General features: G+C 41.9%; 16 protein-coding genes and 2 tRNA genes. 7 read left to right on the forward strand and 11 right to left on the reverse strand.

Features of this window, described 5'->3' with window-relative positions:
• Window positions 1-112 precede the first annotated feature (112 nt).
• Window positions 113-186: transfer RNA gene (locus APA_RS12150), tRNA-Val, on the reverse strand.
• 48 nt (window positions 187-234) lie between these two features.
• Here APA_RS12150 and APA_RS12155 point away from each other — a divergent pair.
• Window positions 235-507 (forward strand): glutaredoxin family protein, encoded by a 273-nt coding sequence (locus APA_RS12155; RefSeq protein ID WP_201322538.1) that lies wholly within the window; start codon window positions 235-237, stop codon window positions 505-507.
• On the opposite strand, the gene APA_RS12160 is transcribed toward APA_RS12155, so the two are convergent.
• Window positions 495-1,811, reverse strand: coding sequence for an aldehyde dehydrogenase family protein (locus APA_RS12160; protein ID WP_201322539.1), 1,317 nt, complete (start codon window positions 1,809-1,811; stop codon window positions 495-497). The two genes, APA_RS12155 and APA_RS12160, sit on opposite strands and share 13 nt — an antisense overlap.
• A gap of 19 nt (window positions 1,812-1,830) precedes the next feature.
• Window positions 1,831-2,310: a hypothetical protein gene (locus tag APA_RS12165; RefSeq protein ID WP_236579533.1), complete on the reverse strand. Its 480-nt coding sequence runs from the start codon at window positions 2,308-2,310 to the stop codon at window positions 1,831-1,833.
• A 144-nt stretch (window positions 2,311-2,454) separates the two neighbouring features.
• Here APA_RS12165 and APA_RS12170 point away from each other — a divergent pair.
• Window positions 2,455-2,535: transfer RNA gene (locus APA_RS12170), tRNA-Leu, on the forward strand.
• A 95-nt stretch (window positions 2,536-2,630) separates the two neighbouring features.
• Here the strand turns inward: APA_RS12170 and APA_RS12175 are convergent.
• The 4 genes from APA_RS12175 to ndhO all read right to left on the reverse strand — a co-directional run bounded on the left by APA_RS12175 (window position 2,631) and on the right by ndhO (window position 4,931).
• Window positions 2,631-3,113, reverse strand: a complete 483-nt coding sequence (locus APA_RS12175; protein ID WP_236579542.1) for a 2TM domain-containing protein — start codon at window positions 3,111-3,113, stop codon at window positions 2,631-2,633.
• Between the two features lie 90 nt (window positions 3,114-3,203).
• Window positions 3,204-3,746: an isopentenyl-diphosphate Delta-isomerase gene (idi, locus tag APA_RS12180; protein ID WP_201322541.1), complete on the reverse strand. Its 543-nt coding sequence runs from the start codon at window positions 3,744-3,746 to the stop codon at window positions 3,204-3,206.
• Window positions 3,747-3,860: 114 nt separating this feature from the next.
• A complete protein-coding gene (surE, locus tag APA_RS12185; RefSeq protein ID WP_201322542.1) occupies window positions 3,861-4,556 on the reverse strand; it encodes a 5'/3'-nucleotidase SurE in 696 nt (231 codons plus the stop codon).
• 156 nt (window positions 4,557-4,712) lie between these two features.
• Window positions 4,713-4,931, reverse strand: coding sequence for an NAD(P)H-quinone oxidoreductase subunit O (gene ndhO / locus APA_RS12190; RefSeq protein WP_103666650.1), 219 nt, complete (start codon window positions 4,929-4,931; stop codon window positions 4,713-4,715).
• Between the two features lie 203 nt (window positions 4,932-5,134).
• Between ndhO and APA_RS12195 the strand changes: the two genes are divergently transcribed.
• Together APA_RS12195 and APA_RS12200 are read left to right on the forward strand one after the other, a co-directional pair.
• Complete coding sequence (locus tag APA_RS12195) at window positions 5,135-5,383, forward strand: Ycf34 family protein (RefSeq protein ID WP_201322543.1); 249 nt, start codon at window positions 5,135-5,137, stop codon at window positions 5,381-5,383.
• Between the two features lie 206 nt (window positions 5,384-5,589).
• Complete coding sequence (locus APA_RS12200; RefSeq protein ID WP_236579544.1) at window positions 5,590-6,495, forward strand: N-acetylmuramoyl-L-alanine amidase-like domain-containing protein; 906 nt, start codon at window positions 5,590-5,592, stop codon at window positions 6,493-6,495.
• Between the two features lie 103 nt (window positions 6,496-6,598).
• On the opposite strand, the gene prmA is transcribed toward APA_RS12200, so the two are convergent.
• The gene (prmA, locus tag APA_RS12205; protein ID WP_236579546.1) at window positions 6,599-7,522 is read right to left on the reverse strand and encodes a 50S ribosomal protein L11 methyltransferase; all 924 of its coding nucleotides are present in this window, start codon (window positions 7,520-7,522) and stop codon (window positions 6,599-6,601) included.
• Between the two features lie 88 nt (window positions 7,523-7,610).
• A complete protein-coding gene (locus APA_RS12210; protein ID WP_201322545.1) occupies window positions 7,611-8,012 on the reverse strand; it encodes a DUF4346 domain-containing protein in 402 nt (133 codons plus the stop codon).
• Window positions 8,013-8,279: 267 nt separating this feature from the next.
• Here APA_RS12210 and APA_RS12215 point away from each other — a divergent pair, with 267 nt between their 5' ends.
• Together APA_RS12215 and APA_RS12220 are read left to right on the forward strand one after the other, a co-directional pair.
• Window positions 8,280-10,004 (forward strand): serine/threonine-protein kinase, encoded by a 1,725-nt coding sequence (locus tag APA_RS12215; protein ID WP_201322546.1) that lies wholly within the window; start codon window positions 8,280-8,282, stop codon window positions 10,002-10,004.
• Window positions 10,005-10,138: 134 nt separating this feature from the next.
• Window positions 10,139-10,945 carry a hypothetical protein gene (locus tag APA_RS12220; protein WP_201322547.1) on the forward strand — a complete coding sequence of 269 codons (807 nt, stop codon included), beginning with the start codon at window positions 10,139-10,141 and terminating at the stop codon, window positions 10,943-10,945.
• A 109-nt stretch (window positions 10,946-11,054) separates the two neighbouring features.
• Here APA_RS12220 and APA_RS12225 read toward each other — a convergent pair whose 3' ends face one another.
• Together APA_RS12225 and APA_RS12230 are read right to left on the reverse strand one after the other, a co-directional pair.
• Window positions 11,055-11,267: a hypothetical protein gene (locus APA_RS12225; RefSeq protein WP_201322552.1), complete on the reverse strand. Its 213-nt coding sequence runs from the start codon at window positions 11,265-11,267 to the stop codon at window positions 11,055-11,057.
• Between the two features lie 241 nt (window positions 11,268-11,508).
• Window positions 11,509-11,931 carry a hypothetical protein gene (locus APA_RS12230; RefSeq protein ID WP_201322548.1) on the reverse strand — a complete coding sequence of 141 codons (423 nt, stop codon included), beginning with the start codon at window positions 11,929-11,931 and terminating at the stop codon, window positions 11,509-11,511.
• 131 nt (window positions 11,932-12,062) lie between these two features.
• On the opposite strand from APA_RS12230, the gene APA_RS12235 reads away from it, so the two are divergent.
• Window positions 12,063-12,863 (forward strand): WecB/TagA/CpsF family glycosyltransferase, encoded by an 801-nt coding sequence (locus tag APA_RS12235; RefSeq protein WP_201322549.1) that lies wholly within the window; start codon window positions 12,063-12,065, stop codon window positions 12,861-12,863.
• Window positions 12,864-12,892 lie beyond the last annotated feature (29 nt).

Below are 12,892 nucleotides of genomic sequence, written 5' to 3' on the forward strand. Positions count from 1 at the left end.
AAAATACTTTGAAGTATTTCATGAAATCTTTACTTAGAACGTTTCAAGACTAGATTTTTTATCTTATTGGTACGGAATTGGTACGGGAAAATTGACTAAAAGCTGTAACCTATGAACGCAAATGGACTCGAACCATCGACCCCCACGATGTCAACGTGGTGCTCTAACCAACTGAGCTATGCGTTCTGACGGATTAATAATATAACATGGTGAAAGTAAATTCAACAAAAATCTATGAAATTAATTTTGTATAGCAAGCAAGATTGCTGTCTGTGTGAAGGTTTGCTAACAAAATTGCAACAGGTTAAAAGTGTAGATTTTGAGCTAGAGATCAGGGAAATTACGACTAATCCAGACTGGTTCGATCGCTATCAATATGAAATACCTGTACTTTGTCTGCTTAACGTTCTCCAACAGGAGCAAGAACTACCTAGATTTCCACCGCGATCGCCAGTTACAAAACTTGAAGATCTATTGCAGCGCTATATCTCAAATTACGGCGATTGAAAAGAACTTGTCAGCACTTGTTTAGTAGTGGTGAGAGCATAGATATCAATTACCCCTGGGTATCTGGATGCACCTCGTGTTTTTAAACTAGACATACCCAACGCAATTTTGGCATTGCCACTATCGCCAATTTTAGAACAGCGACTAAAGCGACTATGGGCATTGACAAAAATTGTGCTGCTATTGATCCGACTAACGAAGCGATCTCGTTCGGACAAGGAGTCCGTCAGCAATACATCGGCGTGACCACTGCTGTATTGATTAATCCATGCGATCGCCTCTTCGGTATCATTGACGATTTTGATTGCGATCGTCTCGTCCAAATAAGCCTGTCCCCAGATATCCTCGGACTCGATTGATTGGTCAATCAGGACTTGACTTGGTTTGTCGGTTTCCTCGCTATGAGATTCTTCTAGAAATTGCCGAAAGTAAGCAGTTGTCTCCGCACATCCCCGCACCGCCAAACCTTGCTTTTTGAGACTGCTAATCCACTCACCTAATCCATGATCGATTAAAGCTCGATCAAGCCATGACCGATGCACAACTAACTTTTCGATCGCATTAACCGCATCAGGATCACCTTTACGACTATTGAGAATAATTTCTTTGGCAAAGTCCAACTTACCCGAAGCCGATAAATAGAGGTAGCAATTACCCATTGAAATTGGTAACGCGGAAACCGTCGCCTGCTTGCTCACCTGCTGTACAAAGCTAGGACGACCATAAGGAATAACCAAGCGTAAATATTTTTCTTGGACGATCAATTCTTTGAGCGTCACACCTTTGGGGACACAAGTCATACATGCCTCAGGAAAACCTTTGGCAATGAGGATATCTTTGGCGATCGCGGCGATCGCTTCTTGCGTATTTGTACCTTCATTCCCCCCCTTGAGAATAATCGTATTACCGACCTTAAGACACATCCCTGCCGCAATTAAGCCTAGTTGAGGAAAACCCTCATATATAAAGGCTACTACTCCTAAAGGTACGCGCTGATAGCCATTGATGCCTACATGTAGGGTTAGGGGATCGGGTAGATTCGCAAGTTGGATCAGACAGTCGATCGTATTGTTGAGCCTTTCTGGAGTCAGTTTTAGCCACTCTAGTACCAAATCAGGTACAGCCATATCTCGACTTGCTTCTAAATCCAGCGTATTAGCTTCTAAAATCGCATTTTTATGCTTTTTAACGCCATTGGCAATTTCTAGCAGCAAACTGTCCCGTTCTCTGGTAGAAACTTGCATGAGCTGCAGCGCCGCCGCATGGGATTTATAAATGAAGCCTGTAAGGTCTTCTGGTGACATACTCTGTAATAAATAATTGTTAAATATCGCGCTGGCGAATCACGAGCAATCGCCATATTAGCAAACCCAAAAGGGTAAACAACAAAATGGCTAAAGGAATACCCAAAGTTGATTTTAGATTTAGCGCCCAGACAATGATTAACGCAAAAAATAATACTGAAGCAATGAACATCAAAGCCGTTTCTAGCCGAGCTTGTTGACTATTTCCCCGAATAGGTTGCCATTTGCCAGTCCATTGCCATGTATGTTGTTGAGATTCAATACCGCCTAATTGCAATAGACTATAGCCGTCATTTTCCCGCTGAAATAGCAAAGAGCAGCGATCGCAACCAAAAGCGTCAGTTAGTGCGATCGGCTTTAGCTTTCCACGTTTGCGGGGGCAAGGACAGGGATAAATTTGTTCTAGATCGATTTTTTGAGGCTTATTGATATGCACTAGACAGACATGCTCAACGAGGATGCTAAAAGTATGCTCATGGCAGAAATATAGATCGAGCACTAAATCAGAATGATTGTATATCACTAAAACCGAGAAGGTAAAGGCAGCGTTTTAGATCTTTCTTATCACCCAGTTAAAAATTTGTGCCGCAATTTACCCAAATTGCTGTATTATTTGATTCGGTGTAAAAAACACCTTACACATGCGGATGTGGCGGAATTGGTAGACGCGCTAGATTTAGGTTCTAGTATCTTTGATGTGAGAGTTCGAGTCTCTCCATCCGCATTTTACATCGCTTCGCGATTCTGTGACCCTGAATACATTGAAAAAAAACGCTGCGGAGCAGCGTTTTTTTTCAATGTATTCAGGGTTTGGATGAATCACTTGAGCCATTCTTCGAGGCTGGTGGTTAATTTATCGGTGATTTGGGCAGTGAGTTGATCGCGCTTTTGTTTGCGCAGCCATTTTTGAAATTGTTTTTCGTATTCTTCGCTTTCAGGCTGGTAAGTAACCCATGTATCCAACGCTACACCCAGTCCCCAGAACAATAGAGGATAGATTGCCCAGCCAATACTACCAGAGGTAAACAGGTTGAGTGCTACTAAAAAAGAATTAACGATCGCATATTTCAATACATTTGCTTGTAAAGACTTCTTTTTGTATTTATCAAACTCTACCAGCTCTTTGCGAACAGTTTGTGTAGATCGCCACTCCTGCACAGATGTTAAGAAATCAGCTTCACTGATTCCCATATCTGAGGCGATCTCATATATTTGCTGTTTGGTAAGGTTTTGACCATTGGTTCTCTTTGCAAGAGCATAGCGGAGAATCTGATCGACTTGTTCTTCTGAATAAGTTTCCATATTTTCCTTCATGAAGATCAATTCAAGTATAGCTATAGGCATCAATTTTAGAGAGTGGCGGCGCGAAGCGCCGCCGCTCTCTATTTGGTTTTATACTAGCTCAGTAATGAAGCGATCGCAGCAATCGCGTAGCCAATAGGTATAAGATTCTGGATTTTTTTGAATATCCGTTTGTAAAATCTTTAAATCTATCCATTTCCAATCTTCTGCTTCTTCAGGATTGAGAACTGGATTGCGATCGCTATATCCCACAAATACATGATCAAATTCATACTCGGTTAATTCATTATCTAATTCTGCTTGATATATAAAACTAAAAACTTCGCGCAATTCACAATCAAAGCCCATTTCTTCTTGGAGTCGGCGATGGGCGGCTAGCAAGGTTGGCTCTTCATGGCGTGGATGACTACAACAGGTATTTGTCCAGAGTCCACCTGAATGATATTTGTGTTTGGCGCGTTTTTGCAGCAAAAGTTGATTCTGTGAGTTCAGCACAAAAATTGAAAAAGCTCGATGCAGTAATCCTTCACGATGTGCTTGCAATTTTTCCGCAACCCCTATTTGGCGATCGCTGGTATCTACTAAAATAACTTTTTCTTCTAATTGCTTAGTTGATTGTGATGTTGCACTCATAAGATTTACAAAAATAATATTTTAAAAGCCTTGTAAAACAAGGCTTTTAAAATATTATCTGGTTTTGCTCCTAACAAAAAGACAAGTCGGGCGCTTTGCCTTTTTGTTAGATACTTAAATGCTCATCTGTGTGACAGCTATTTTGCCAGAGAAGCAAACATCAACATCAGTATTTGGAGTGCGATCGCGAAGATTATAACGACCTGTATAGGTGACGCGATCGCCATCGGATTTAAACTCTAAGGGCAATGGTTGGCTTGACTTTTCACAAAATATAATCTCAGGAATATCTTTACGATCATCTGGATCAATATGAGGCAAATTCACATTCCAATAGGACTGATGGGGGAGTTTAATTTCTAAAAGTTGCTTAATGACTACAGCCGTGGTGTGTGCGGCCCAATCCCAATCAAAGGCTTTGCGTCGATCTTGATAATGGGAAATAGCGATCGCAGGAATATTATGAAAAGCTGCCTCACGCACTGCTGCTACTGTCCCCGACATATAGACATCCACACCCATATTGCCACCATGATTGATGCCTGACAGTACCAATTTCACATCACTATACAAATGCGCGATAGCGACCCTTACGCAGTCCGCAGGTGAACCCGCGATCGCATAGGTATGCTCGTTACGTTTGGCAATTGCGATCGGTTCATTGGTAGTTACTTGATGTCCACAACCCGAATATTGGCGAGATGGGGCTGAGATCGCGCCTTTAGCCCCAAACACTAGTTCAGTAGCTTTTTGCAAAGACCAAAGCCCCTCCGCATCAATGCCATCGTCATTGGTCAAAATAATTGTCATACTCCCTTCCCAGTGAATAATTAGTGGTGCGCGGCTTCGCCGCGCACCACTAATTATTAGCATCTATTCTTTTGATGGGGAGAAAGTAGGTTCGCCTTGCAAGGGGGGGAGACTTTAAAAGCCTTGCAAGGCAAGGCTTTTAAAATTTATTGGTGTTTAAGCTGCCTGTTCTTCTAATTGATCTTTATGCAGCCAAATTACAGGGGTTGATACTTTACCAAATTTAATCTGGACATAATCACCACGAAACTCTAACACTTCGCCCCAAGTCTCAAACAGATATGATGACCAGCGAGTATCATTTGCCGTTGCTTCAGGGCTATTTTCTAGCTTTTCGCGAATAGCGCGAACAAGTGTGCCTTTTTTCAGTGCCATAGTGTTTAATGCAACAAATTATTAAGGATTTAAAACTGCTAGTAGGTATTGTATAGCAAACCATTAAGACAAATCAAAACCCAAAAGTGAGATGGCGGCGCTTAGCGCCGCCATCTCACTTTTGGGTTCAAGCATTGCGACAGCTATAGAACGTCTCAAGGATTTTTTTGTTAGCATATCCCCATGAATTAGGTATAACTGCCATGTGCATCTGCATCAACTGCACCTATGTCGATCTCTGCATCACCTATCACGCTGTTGAAGCACAACATTTACAGCCGCATCTAACTGAGTATCCAGTCTTTGAGGCAAACTCACCAACGATTAATGTCAATATTAAAACGACATCAGGCGATATCCAAATGGAATGGGATGTTGTTGGTTGTGAGAGCTTCTCACCAGAGACGGGGAAATGGATGAAATTGCGTCCTAATGAACTTGTTCCTACTTAAATGCGCGGCCTATCAGCTATTCTAGTCGTGAAACCAATTTCGAGAAAAGTTCGCCTGTGGCGAACTTTTCTCGAAATTGGTTTTGAGGTTTTCAGTGCTGTAGGCGCTGAAAACCTCAAAGTTGTTTCCATAATTAGAATTGCTCACGGTTTATGCAAGATATTGACAATCTATTTTTGATATGTTCCTTGCTAGGAAACATATTTTTGGGGTTTCCCATAAGCAATTGTATTAATTATAATCAGCAAGCCCAACCCAGTCTAGTTGCTAAACCACAGACAGCCTCGCCTCAAAATTCAGACACTCCAAATATTTCCGCCTCAAAACTAGAATATCAACGATTGATGCAGCAAATAGGCGAGCGCAAAATCACCACACTCCCCATAGACGAAGTTCTACAAACTGTTTCTACTAAATTTCTTGGTGCAACCTATCGCGAAGGTTTATTAGACCAAGGTCCAACCGAAAAGCTATTCGTATCACTTACAGAATTTGACTGCGTGCTATTTGTGGAGACAGTTTTAGCATTCTCTCGTAACTTGCGATCGCCAAGTCCCAGCTACGAGAACTTTGTGGAGAAGATCCAAGAAGTTCGTTATGCAGATGGCAAGCTAGATGGCTATTGCAGTCGTTTACATTATTTTTCAGAATGGATACGCAACAATCAGAAACGCAATATTGTGCGTGACCTCACATCTGAATTGGGAGGCATTCCTCTCAATAAAAAATTAAACTTTATGAGTAGTAATTGGCAGAAATATCCACGCCTGAAAAATAATGAAGCTAATCATCAATGCATTTTAGCAATGGAGCAGAAGATGGAGCTAGAGAAGCGATCGCAGCCATTACGATATATTCCATCCCAAAAGATTCGCTCTATCTATTCATTACTCAAAGCTGGTGACATTATTGCCGTGACGACAGATCTCAAAGGGCTAGATGCTACGCATACAGGCTTTGTCTATCCTACTGCCAATGGGATTGCGTTCATCCATGCGTCACCATCAGGCAAGGTCAAAGTCTCTCCCGATTTACAGCGTTACATTGAAGGCGTTGATCATGCGATCGGAATTATGGTAGCGCGTCCCGTTAATTACAGCGCAGATCGCTGAAACCCGAAGCAATAATTTTTTACAAGTTTTGCTTTGCAAAACTTGCAAAGCAAAACTTGTAAAAAATTATTGCTGTAACAAAAGATTGCGAAGCAATTTTTTGTTAATATTCTGATCTTCTAATCGTTAAACAAGCCCATTCTTGGCGCTTCCAGAACGTTGCGATTACCCATTTATGAGTATCAAGAGCCTCAGCAACTTTCTGTACTTGCTCAACCAAAATTCCACTTAAAATCCCCCAGCCATTCTCGCCAACAAGCTGATCGAAATAGGGAACCATATCAACGATGATGTCCGCAAGAATATTGCAGGTAAACCCATTTGCAGGTGCAGGCATATTTGCAATCAAATCTTGAATACTGCCCTCTTGCACCCAGATTTTATCTTCAGGAATATCATTGAGTTGGCGATTGTGGTTAGTTGCCTTGATCGCCAGAATATCGTTATCGATCGCATAGGTTTGAGTTGCACCAATCAGCAAAGCCCCGATACTCAGAATACCTGAACCACAACCAACATCGGCAACCACAATATTATCTTCGGGCTTTACACCCCATAAGCGCATTTCTAACGCTTCTAAACAAAGCTGTGTGGTAGCATGAGCGCCCGTACCGAAAGCGCTACCAGGATCGAGACGCAAGATTTTGCGATCGCCATCAGTCGGTGGATCGATCCAAGCAGGATAAATCACCAACATATCGCCAATTTCCTGTGGACTCCAATGTTGTTTCCAACTCGATGACCAATCCTCATCATTAATTACTGTCCATTGAGTCGTTGGCGCTTCGTAATCAACTGCGATCGCATCTTGCTTTAGCCATAGAGCTAGCGCCGCTAAATCCAAAACATTGCCCTTCTCAACTGGCAAATAACTACTAACACTTATATGCCCATCTTTTTTTTGACTTGCCATTCCTTGACAGCCAAAATTTTGTAACCGCCAAAAAATCTGCTCTTCTAGAGATTGCTCGGCTATAACTTGGATTTCCCACCAACTGTTGTTTGGTGCGATCAGCGAAGGTGACATCTGGCGCTTATGACTATGATATGAATAATTATATTTTGAGGTATATGAGCGCGCAAAGCGCTGAATATCGTAACAATCTCTAATCTCTCTAATCTTGGATATATTCCTGTTGCTGCAACAGCGCTAATTCTGCTCGCTGTGCTTCGCGTCCTAGATATGCAGCATGGTCAAACAGTGTAACAGGGCAAGGTTGTGTTTGTTCAAAAATTTCTACGCAGAGTTCCTTAGCTGTTCGCCCCGTAAATAACTGCACTGCTTGACGATCTACTTTACCTCTAGCAGGAATTGGTTTACCTGTTTCAGGATCAACTGCTAAGCCTTGGTCATTAATGATGTTGCTGTAGTATTTAGCGCAAATTAAATTTTGTTGGCGATCTACATAAATAATAAAGTAACCGCTGGGATCAAGAGCTAGCGATCGCTTTGATAATTGATCATCAATGGCATGGAGTTGTTGTGCAAGTGAGTTCGTTTCAGCAGTCAAATTCATTAACTTTGAGGCAAGAGAATATTATTTATTAATCTTATGATACGACTTACCGCGCTGAAGTTTTGCAGAACCAACTAATCCTATACAATGAGACATAAGTACCTCGGCATAATTAAAAAAACAGAAACTAAATCTGTATCATCCGCGTAGCGGGCGGTACAGATACAGAAAAAATGCGTACCGCCCGCTACGCGGGCGGTACGCATTTTTGGGTTTTATATTTAGTTGTGCCTAGCTACATAGCCTATAACTTGAGGGGTGATCGCCATGCCAGCCAAAGTACTAGATGGACGCTACAAACTGATTAAACAAATTGGTGCAGGTGGATTTGGGCATACATTTATTGCTAGGGATATGCGCCGCCCTGGTTCGCCACCCTGTGTAGTTAAGCAACTAAAGCCCGCTAGTGATGATCCCAATTTTATTCGTGAGGCAAGACGGCTATTTAACACTGAAGCAGAAACCCTAGAGAAACTGGGCAGTCACGATCAAATTCCACAATTGCTTGCCTATTTTGAGGAAGATAAGCAGTTCTTTTTAGTGCAAGAATTTGTGGAAGGGCGATCGCTTCATGACGAGTTGAAAGCCGCACTGCCTCAAGTATCAGATTTAGATAGTGAATCTCAAGATCGTCTTTTTGCAGAATTAGAAAATATTGATGCGCCCACCAGAGACAAACAACTAGCCGAAGTTGAAGTACTCAAGATTTTAAAAGATGTTCTTGATGTCTTGGAATTTGTACATTCTGAAGGAGTAATTCATCGCGATATTAAGCCAGATAACTTAATTCGCCGTAAGAAAGATCAAAAGATTGTGCTGATCGACTTTGGTGCAGTCAAGGCAGTGCAAGATGCTAATACACAACTTGTGGCTAATGAGAAAGGGGAATCACGGTTTACCGTTACCATCGGTACACCTGGCTATATGCCCAGTGAGCAATGTGCAGGCCGACCGACTTATAACAGTGATATTTACGCTTTGGGAATGGTAGCGATTAAAGCTCTCACAGGGTATAGCCCAACCGATCTCCCAACCGATCCCGCTACAGGTGAGCTAGTCTGGCGTGATAAAGCCCAAGTTAGCAACGGATTAGCAATGGTATTAACTCGTATGGTGCGCTATCACTATACGCAGCGCTACCAGTCAGTGCGTGAGGTCAATCAAGGTATAACCACATTTGCAACGATGACTGAAGTGGAACGTCAAGCGACTACAAGCAAGATCGTTAGGTCAACAATTCTAACTGGAGCAGGAAATTCAACTGTCTCCAATGTTCCTACTTCGTACCAATCTAGTTCTCAAACTCGTCGGTCAGTTCCTGCACCATCTGCTAGCTCTAACTCAGGAGTTCTCTTTCTATTTGGTGGGCTTTTGGCAGTAGTAGCAGTAATTGCGGCTTTTGCTTTGCCAGCGATGATGCGGAATAATCAGCAACCAGTTATTGTCAATAATCCCCCAATTCCTGCCAATAAACCTATTTCTACTGACGCTAGTCCTATCTCAACGACGAAAAACACAGCCGTAAATCAAGTTCTAAATTTGGAAGCCAACAAAGAATCCTTGGTTGTCCCTAACAAAATGGTGGGAGATGCTACTCACACTTATACAGTTCAAGCTAAGTCTGGGCAATTGCTCAGTACTGCGATTACAGGTAATGGACTATTAATTACTGTCCTGAATGCTCAAGGTATACCTCTATCCAATGCTGTTAATGTTGTAAATGCTGATGTCCAAATTCCATCAGATGGAGCCTATGTAGTTCAACTAAAGGGAATTGGAGGGACTACTGAAATACCCTATCAATTAAAATTTAGTCTTAAGGATGCTGCGATCGCCCAACCAACTGCAATTCCTACAACTCCTCCTCTAACTTCTCCATTAGTATCACCAACTCCAACATTGGGAACACCTGTTCCGAATCCTCCTACACCTGTTGCAACGCCAACACAAGCACCACCTCCACAAATAGAAATCAAAGTTAGAAATAGATAAATTAAAGATGGTGCAAAGTACTATCTTTATGGCTGTTGCCCGTCAAAATCAAAATCCAAAAGAGAGTTGCGGCGCTTCGCGCCGCAACTCTCTTTTGGATTTCACTTGGTGACAGCTATGAATTTGAGAACGTTATGAAAATATATGGAATTGACTTTACTAGCGCACCTAGCAAAAGCAAGGCGATCGCCTGTGCAGAAGCTTGGCTAGAAGCAGATATTTTGCATATTCAGAAGTTACATCGTTTTATAGATTTCCCTTCTTTTATGGACTTTCTGACGCGATCGCCTGTCTGGATTGCAGGAGTAGATTTTCCATTGGGGCAACCTCGCAAATTAATCGAAAACTTGCAATGGGGGAAGACTTGGGCGGAATATGTCGATCGCATAGGGCAGATGACCAAACAGGAATTTGTGGAAACCTTATATCAATATCGTCAAGATCGAGCTGCGGGCGATCGCGAACATCTGCGTCAAACTGATCGAGTCACAGGGGCGATTAGTCCCATGAAAGTCTATGGTGTGCCTGTAGGAAAAATGTTTTTTGAAGGCGCACCAAGAATGCTTGCAGCAGGTTTTAGCATTTTGCCTTGTCATCCCACTAATGATCCACGAATTGTGATTGAAATTTATCCCGCACTAATGTCAAGGAGCATAATCGGCAAACAAAGCTATAAATCTGATGATAAGCGCAAACAAACTATGGAAATGAAATTTTTGCGCCAAGAAATAATTAATCAGGTGCGATCACCTATATTCAGTAAAAAGTATGGCTTTGTTGTCGAAATTGATAAACAGCTTACTTGTGAATGTGTGAGTGATGCTTCGGGCGATATGCTTGATGCTGTACTTGCCACAATCCAAACAGAATCGGCTTTTCGACTACCGAATTATGGAATTCCTAAAAATTGCGATCGCCTTGAAGGATGGATTTGCGCATAAAAAAGAGCAAACTCAAGTTTGCTCTTTTTTGTTTTAAATTTGATTTTTCTAATTTAAGAGTTGATGGATTTTTAGTTCCAATCATAGAAGAAACTCCAAAAGGTGATCGCTAAACGTGTACAACTTCGTTACTAGTTGTTTTTTTCCAACCTCTGGGCAACTTCAAATCATCAGGATCGACGTAATGACAAGCATAGTCATCTAAACAGATTAAAGCCCAACCATTGCCATCGATATTAACCAGTTTGTAGGAAGCCTCTAGCACAAAGAAGCCTTTGTGGTTGCGGGTGTCGGGCTTTACTCTGACATTTTCTAAGATCATTTTATTAACTTCCATTTAAAAAATTGACACCTAACTGTAATTAAAAAATTATCAGCTTCAGTTATTTATATTTATGTAGCCTAGCATCCTTGACAAAAATCCCGTGTTAAGTTTTTCTGACAAAAGAGCTGGGGCTATGAAGTTATGTGATGTTAGATAAAGTTATTTATTAAGTTCCCACAATTTTGATTTACAAATGTTGACAGCAACCCGAAATTAGCAAGAGTACACTGGCTAAATTTTAGCTTAACACCCAGTCCCTAACCTTTTCAAGGGCTTTCCAATCTGGACGACGACGCAGTCCCTCTTCAAAATTCTCAACAATTTCTGGCTTAATATCTTTCAAAATCATTAGCCAATTTTGAGCCGCTTCAACTTGCTCTCGGACACCTTTTTGGGATAGCTCTAACATCGCGATCGCTAGATTAATGTGACCTTGAGGATCTTCGGGGGCAATTTTGACCGCTTTCTGACCTGCCTTAACCGCGAGTTTGGCGTTGTTGTCTAGCAAATATAACCAAGATAGACAAATCCAGCCGCTAGCAATTTTTGGCTGGCGATCGCATACTTTTTCAAACACAGGAATTAATTCCGCCGCAGATTCACCTTGTTTGTAGCGTTCTAAACCTTGAGTGAATAAATCTTCTGCAATTTCTGTATTCATTTGGCGAATCAAAACTCCAAAGCCGTATTTTTTGCCTTAATGATACTAGCATCAAATTGGATCACAACATAAAGAACCAATTTTTAGTGTCGCAGCTTTGCCGCGACACTAAAAATTTAAATAGAACTTCTATGAGTCAGCGTATATCTATTATTAATGTTGGGCTTGACACAACTAGCTATGCAGATACTTGCGATCGCATTGTCACGCTTGTCCAGCAAGCGACATCTTGCTACATTATTGCCGCGAATGTGCATGTGGTAATGACAGCCTATTGGGATCGTAGCTATCGCCAAGTATTAGAAAATGCCGAAATTGTTACGCCCGATGGGATGCCGCTTGTGTGGGGATTGCGATCTCTAGGTGTAAAAAGTCAGCAAAGAGTTTATGGACCCGATCTAATGTTGGCTTGGTGCGATCGCGCGGCGCAAGAACATCTACCGATTTATCTTTTTGGCGCAACAGTCGAAACGCTTAACAAATTAGAGCAAAAATTAAAATTACTCTTCCCAGATTTAGCGATCGCGGGAAAACATGCCCCACCTTATTTTGAGTTTGACGATCCCAATTTCGAGGTGCAATTAGCTGAGGATATTGAACTTATTTCTAAATCTGGTGCAAAGGTGGTATTTGTCGCCCTTGGTTGCCCTAAGCAAGAATTTTGGATGAGTTATGCCCATAATCAATTGTCTGCGGTGATGATCGGAGTCGGTGCTGCCTTTGATTTTCATAGTGGACAGGTTTCACAAGCTCCACGATGGATGATGGCGATTGGGCTGGAGTGGCTATATCGCTTTAGTCAAGAGCCAATGCGTTTGTGGCAACGCTATTTGATAAATAATCCCTGCTTTGTAATTTTGTTTGGAATACAACATTTGCGACGAATTTTTCAAAGCCCAAAAGCTAGGGGCGACGCGAAGCGTCGCCTCTAGCTCAAAACCCAAATGAGAGTTGCGGCGCG

This window comes from Pseudanabaena sp. lw0831, assembly GCF_016584665.1.
Classification (GTDB): Bacteria; Cyanobacteriota; Cyanobacteriia; order Pseudanabaenales; family Pseudanabaenaceae; genus Pseudanabaena.

Excerpts from the sequence above, each read along its gene's own strand:
- APA_RS12220 (WP_201322547.1), top strand. The coding sequence starts at position 10,139 with ATGAAAATATATGGAATTGACTTTACTAGCGCACCTAGCAAAAGCAAG.
- APA_RS12215 (WP_201322546.1), top strand. The coding sequence starts at position 8,280 with ATGCCAGCCAAAGTACTAGATGGACGCTACAAACTGATTAAACAAATT.
- APA_RS12235 (WP_201322549.1), top strand. The coding sequence starts at position 12,063 with ATGAGTCAGCGTATATCTATTATTAATGTTGGGCTTGACACAACTAGC.
- ndhO (WP_103666650.1), bottom strand. The coding sequence starts at position 4,931 with ATGGCACTGAAAAAAGGCACACTTGTTCGCGCTATTCGCGAAAAGCTA.
- APA_RS12155 (WP_201322538.1), top strand. The coding sequence starts at position 235 with ATGAAATTAATTTTGTATAGCAAGCAAGATTGCTGTCTGTGTGAAGGT.
- APA_RS12230 (WP_201322548.1), bottom strand. The coding sequence starts at position 11,931 with ATGAATACAGAAATTGCAGAAGATTTATTCACTCAAGGTTTAGAACGC.
- surE (WP_201322542.1), bottom strand. The coding sequence starts at position 4,556 with ATGACAATTATTTTGACCAATGACGATGGCATTGATGCGGAGGGGCTT.
- idi (WP_201322541.1), bottom strand. The coding sequence starts at position 3,746 with ATGAGTGCAACATCACAATCAACTAAGCAATTAGAAGAAAAAGTTATT.
- APA_RS12210 (WP_201322545.1), bottom strand. The coding sequence starts at position 8,012 with ATGAATTTGACTGCTGAAACGAACTCACTTGCACAACAACTCCATGCC.
- APA_RS12160 (WP_201322539.1), bottom strand. The coding sequence starts at position 1,811 with ATGTCACCAGAAGACCTTACAGGCTTCATTTATAAATCCCATGCGGCG.
- APA_RS12175 (WP_236579542.1), bottom strand. The coding sequence starts at position 3,113 with ATGGAAACTTATTCAGAAGAACAAGTCGATCAGATTCTCCGCTATGCT.
- APA_RS12195 (WP_201322543.1), top strand. The coding sequence starts at position 5,135 with ATGTGCATCTGCATCAACTGCACCTATGTCGATCTCTGCATCACCTAT.
- prmA (WP_236579546.1), bottom strand. The coding sequence starts at position 7,522 with ATGTCACCTTCGCTGATCGCACCAAACAACAGTTGGTGGGAAATCCAA.
- APA_RS12225 (WP_201322552.1), bottom strand. The coding sequence starts at position 11,267 with ATGATCTTAGAAAATGTCAGAGTAAAGCCCGACACCCGCAACCACAAA.